Genomic DNA, 4,635 nt, shown 5'->3' on the forward strand with positions numbered 1-4,635 from the left:
CCCTAAAAGCCTCCTAAAAAAATCCAATCAAAAACTTAGTGATATTTTAATATGAAAAGCGAAAAAAAACGGGTACACATCGTACATCCCTATCTTTTGAATCCCACAAATCCCATCTCGGTAAACCTTATTGGCGCAGGGGGGACAGGCAGTCAGATGATTACCGCCCTTGCGCGGATTAACCAAGCGCTTAACGCCCTCGGCCATGCGGGACTACATGTTCGGGTGTTTGATGACGATAAGGTGCAACCTGCAAACCTAGCGAGGCAGTTGTTCACAGAGAACGAGATCGGGCTTAATAAAGGAATGGCACTGATCAACCGAATCAACCGTTTTTTTGGAACCAACTGGAAAGCCATTCCGGAACGTTTCACCAAGGGAAAGAATACGACTGCAAATATCACCGTTTGCTGTGTTGATACCATTGGGGCAAGGATAGAGATTGAGGAAATCTTGCATGCCAGACCAAAAAATACACAAAGGGATGAAAATATTTATCTGCTCGATTTCGGTAACAGCAGAGAGTCAGGGCAAATGGTACTTTCAACTATTGGAGCGATCAAACAGCCCCAGTCGGATAGGTTTGCAACTATTGGAGTTCTGCCCTCTTTAGTGGCTGATTATCGGGAGATGTTGGCGAAAGGGGGAGAACTGGATGACGAACCAAGCTGTTCGCTTGCCGAAGCATTGAACAAACAGGATCTTTTTATCAATTGGGTTCTGGCCAATATGGGGTCATCATTTCTGTGGCAGATGTTGCGGGTTGGCATCATAGAAAACCGTGGTTTTTTTCTGAACCTTGGCAGTTTCTGTTCAAAGCAGATACTGATATAAGCTTTTCAAAATCGTCCGGCGGCGGGCTTCGCCCGCCCAATTTTCGGCAGCGGTTTTCCCTGGCACCATCGCCCTTTCAAAAAACCGACTGCCGCTTTTAAGATGCACCTAAGTTGTTATGTAGTCTATTAATGAGTTGGACTTACCAAGACTTTATAGTATTTGGCTGTTTTTATTGAGTCACCTACTGATTCAATCATTGTCGTAGATGTCATATTCACTACTGGAAAGTACCTCGAACTTTTTGTGAAATTCGCCCCGATGATAAAACATGTAGGTAACCGGGCTGGTCTTTAAACCTGTTCCCGCTATATGCCAGTCTGATTCACATATTATCTCCATCAATTGGTCTTCCGTAAAATTGTATATATCTTCATTTTGCACGTAAATCAGTATACAGTTGTTTTTTCCTGCGGTTACCAGCCATCCGCGCTGACTGAAATATTCGGCCAGGAGTAACGCTCTCGCCTTAACATAACCGCTTGACTCATTTATTTCCATGTAAACAAAATAAATAAAAAACCTGAAACTTAAAAATCTTGCTTCAGCCAGGGTAAGGTGAAGGGGGAGCAGCTGAGATCTGAATCATTTTTACTTTATAGTTGGAGGGTGGGCTAAGCCTGATTATTTGAAACGCAAGCTTGGTACTTTCCTTTAAAACATAACCCGCATTTTATAAGGCAAAAAAGGGATAATCAAATTAATGATTATCCCGATCTAAATTAACGCTCTCAACTGAAAGTTGATGTAAGGCTCTCACCCCTTACAAAACAATTATACGCAAAAAAGGCTTAAACGGTTTTAAAGCAAGAAACAATTTTTTCGTATCGAGCCCTTTGCAAGTCAGAGCTGATTTAATCCAATAGGCATTCTTTAAAGTTTATAGGTAAAACTTATCTTCCTTTTTGTATATTGATACGCATTATTTTTGTCCTGCATAGACAGCTCGTCGATATAACGGTTTGCCAGAACTTTGTAGTTATCAAATAACGCTTTCCTGGATGTCATCTGAACCTTGCTGAACATCCAGGATTCATCGTTTGTAAAACGGTAGCATAGTTCGCTATAAATCTGTGCCCTAAGCTGCCGYGCCCTAAAATCCTGCATTCCTGTTTTGATTGCTTTTTCTATCTGAGTTTTTGCCTTGGTCAGGTTTTCTAAGGTACCTTTAGTGTGTTGATAGGGCTCTGCCAACATCTGGTTATGAGTATAATATATAAGCGCGCGATAGAAAAGACTGGTGGTATCACTAGGGTTCTTGATGAGGGTTTTATCTAGGCTATCTGCCACCTTTGCATATTTCCCCTTGGGCGGTACATTCAGCAGGTTATCCTCAACGGTAAGAAGTAGACCGTTTACAGCTTTTGTCTGCGGAAGCTGCCCCCAAGATGATAAGAAGCTAAATAAGCCAACTATAAAGATAATTTTTATGGTTATTATTTTCATATGATGATAGATTTTAATACAGTTATATCAGGGTAAAATGGTTCGTTTTGTTGATGGGACATCAATCTGTCCTCACTTTGATCTCAAGTTCAAAATATCCGTCCTTAATCCCATGTTCCATCGTTGCAGCCTTTCCATATGCGATCTCCAGTCTTTGGCGTATGTTTTCCAACCCCTTGTGCATGCTGTTCGCCCTGCTTTTTCTATCGGGTAGGTTGCATGACTGTATGGTTAGGAACTCTCCGCGCTGGTTAATTGCTAACCTAGCGGGATGCTGCGGATCAAGAACGACTCCGTGCTTAAATATGTTCTCGGCAAGGGTTACCAGGACAAGGGGAATAAACTTTATATTGTCGATGTTATCTCCAATTTCAAAAGTAAGGCTAAGTTCCTCCTCAAACCGTGTACTCTGAAGCCGGATCAAGCTTTTTACTTGGGCTATCTCTTCTTTCAGGGGGACAGTAGATTCTGTGAATTCACAGTTTATGCTATAACGCATGATGTCGGATAAGCTCATTACTGCTTCAGCYGCTTTTGGCGAATTGGCAAGTATGTCCTGGTAGATAAAACTGAGGGTATTGAAAAGTAAGTGGGGATTGATCTGTGCTTTTAGATAAGAGTTTCTAGCTTGCTCAAGTTTTGCTTCCATTTCCCTTTTGGAAATCTGGATCTGGAAATTGGTTTTTTCTGCCGCCTCCCTGGTCTTCACCTCTTTGAGGTGGACGAGAAACAGATAGTAAAATCCTGCATTTCCCATAAATAGCGCGGCCCGATATAGCACACCAAGAATATATTTATGACCCATCTCGAGTTCTTGAACAGTCTTCCATGATTGGTGCTTCAAAATCCTGGTATCTACAATGTAATTTATAAGTAGATAACATAAAAAGGTGAAGCCCCCAATTATTGGAAGTTTCCATATCCAGTGAAAGTTGGTTCTGAATATTATGGGATAGGCCCAATGTGCACAGAAATAAAAGAGCAAAATATTTATGATGTAATGGATAATGTAGCTTTCGGTATCACCAAACAGACCAGTAGAAAAGCCGACAATAAATATCTCACATAGGATGAAGACTGTCCATCCGATCAGGTGGATCTTTTGCTTTTTGAAAAAATTTAGAATCTTATTCATCACGGCTATAATTGTATTGGTCACCCCTGAATTATCCCCGGTGTAATAACTTTTTTCTGGTGTTTTTAAGCCCCTAGTTTCAGGGAATAAACTATGAAACACCAGCAGAAAAGGCTGAAGAAAAAAACAGTTTTTATCTTCCGCACGGCAGGGGACCGAAATCTCCAGAGTACTGATCCAACTGTGACCAGCCTCACCATTACCGTTACCGGGACACATATCAATGTAGACCGTTAAATTTTAAGATCTGTTATATCCGGCCGGTTAACAAAGTCTTTTCTTCTAAAAACTTCAAAAGGCCACTTTTATAAGTGCCTCCCATCTGTACCTGATAGCCTTGTCCCAGATTTATGGTGTTGCCCACTATCTTCTGGATTTTATCTGCATTGATTACGTGTGAACGGTGTACCCTGTAAAAAAGATCTTTGCAGAAAATTTTTTCAACTTCCTTTAATGTCAGATACACGAGCTCCTTTTTATCGGCAGTAACCATACTGACATAGTTTTTTGCACTTTCAAAGTACAGGATCTCTTGCTTGTCGATCCTGGACAGCTTTCCCTTTTCTCCGGTCTTAAAGAACTTGATATTTTTCCCCTCTTCGTCGGATTTGGAAAGCTCGTTATCTATTATACCCATGACCGTTTGGGTAAATTTGGCGAGGTTAAGTGGTTTGAGCAGATAATGGTTGGCTCTGACTTCAAAGGCTTCAAGCGATCTGTTATAGGCGCTTGTAAAGATAATGGACCTGGCTTTTGGTCTGAGCTCCTTCGCAAGTTCTATGCCTGAAAGATGTGGCATTTCAATGTCGAGGAAGATAATGTCGATGTCGTCTTCAGCGGTGATTCCTGAAAGGGCTTCGAGCGGATTGTTGAAGGTTTTGAACAGTTCAAGATTAGACATTGAACCGATGTAGGTTTTGAGTAGCGAAATTGCGTGTTTCTCATCGTCGATGATCACGCATCTTACCTTATTTTTCATAGGCTGCGGATGATTTGATGTGTACTTGATTTATTTCATTTTCTTATTTATGGCTAAAGGTGAATAATAAGGATATTAAGATTTTTTAATTGGTATTTATTAGTTATCAGAAGAATCAACACTCATGGTTGTGTAAAAGCCGTCTCCATGATCTTGAATTACTTCAGTTAGGCTAATTTCCAGCCCTTCGCAAATTTCGAGCAAAGTTGACATCATGAAATCTTCTTTAGCGTTTTCGATG

5 protein-coding genes are annotated in these 4,635 nt (G+C 40.9%); 1 reads left to right on the plus strand and 4 read right to left on the minus strand.

From position 1 onward, the window contains the following. The first annotated feature begins 51 nt into the window (after positions 1-51). Complete coding sequence (locus AC1DPQ_RS18425; RefSeq protein WP_477579200.1) at positions 52-834, plus strand: PRTRC system ThiF family protein; 783 nt, start codon at positions 52-54, stop codon at positions 832-834. Between the two features lie 192 nt (positions 835-1,026). Here the strand turns inward: AC1DPQ_RS18425 and AC1DPQ_RS18430 are convergent, their stop codons facing one another. The 4 genes from AC1DPQ_RS18430 to AC1DPQ_RS18445 form a co-directional block, all read right to left on the minus strand. Then, a complete protein-coding gene (locus AC1DPQ_RS18430) occupies positions 1,027-1,335 on the minus strand; it encodes a hypothetical protein (protein WP_477579202.1) in 309 nt (102 codons plus the stop codon). 372 nt (positions 1,336-1,707) lie between these two features. Beyond that, positions 1,708-2,280: a hypothetical protein gene (locus AC1DPQ_RS18435; RefSeq protein ID WP_477579203.1), complete on the minus strand. Its 573-nt coding sequence runs from the start codon at positions 2,278-2,280 to the stop codon at positions 1,708-1,710. A gap of 61 nt (positions 2,281-2,341) precedes the next feature. After that, the gene (locus tag AC1DPQ_RS18440; protein ID WP_477579204.1) at positions 2,342-3,634 is read right to left on the minus strand and encodes a sensor histidine kinase; all 1,293 of its coding nucleotides are present in this window, start codon (positions 3,632-3,634) and stop codon (positions 2,342-2,344) included. A gap of 31 nt (positions 3,635-3,665) precedes the next feature. After that, the gene (locus AC1DPQ_RS18445) at positions 3,666-4,394 is read right to left on the minus strand and encodes a LytR/AlgR family response regulator transcription factor (protein ID WP_477610477.1); all 729 of its coding nucleotides are present in this window, start codon (positions 4,392-4,394) and stop codon (positions 3,666-3,668) included. Between the last annotated feature and the right edge of the window lie 241 nt (positions 4,395-4,635).

This window comes from Pedobacter sp. 01T416_2 (genome assembly GCF_056398925.1).

Bases quoted from the DNA above. Each gene is read 5' to 3' on its own strand.
- AC1DPQ_RS18425 (WP_477579200.1), top strand. From the start codon at position 52: ATGAAAAGCGAAAAAAAACGGGTACACATCGTACATCCCTATCTTTTG.
- AC1DPQ_RS18430 (WP_477579202.1), bottom strand. From the start codon at position 1,335: ATGGAAATAAATGAGTCAAGCGGTTATGTTAAGGCGAGAGCGTTACTC.
- AC1DPQ_RS18445 (WP_477610477.1), bottom strand. From the start codon at position 4,394: ATGAAAAATAAGGTAAGATGCGTGATCATCGACGATGAGAAACACGCA.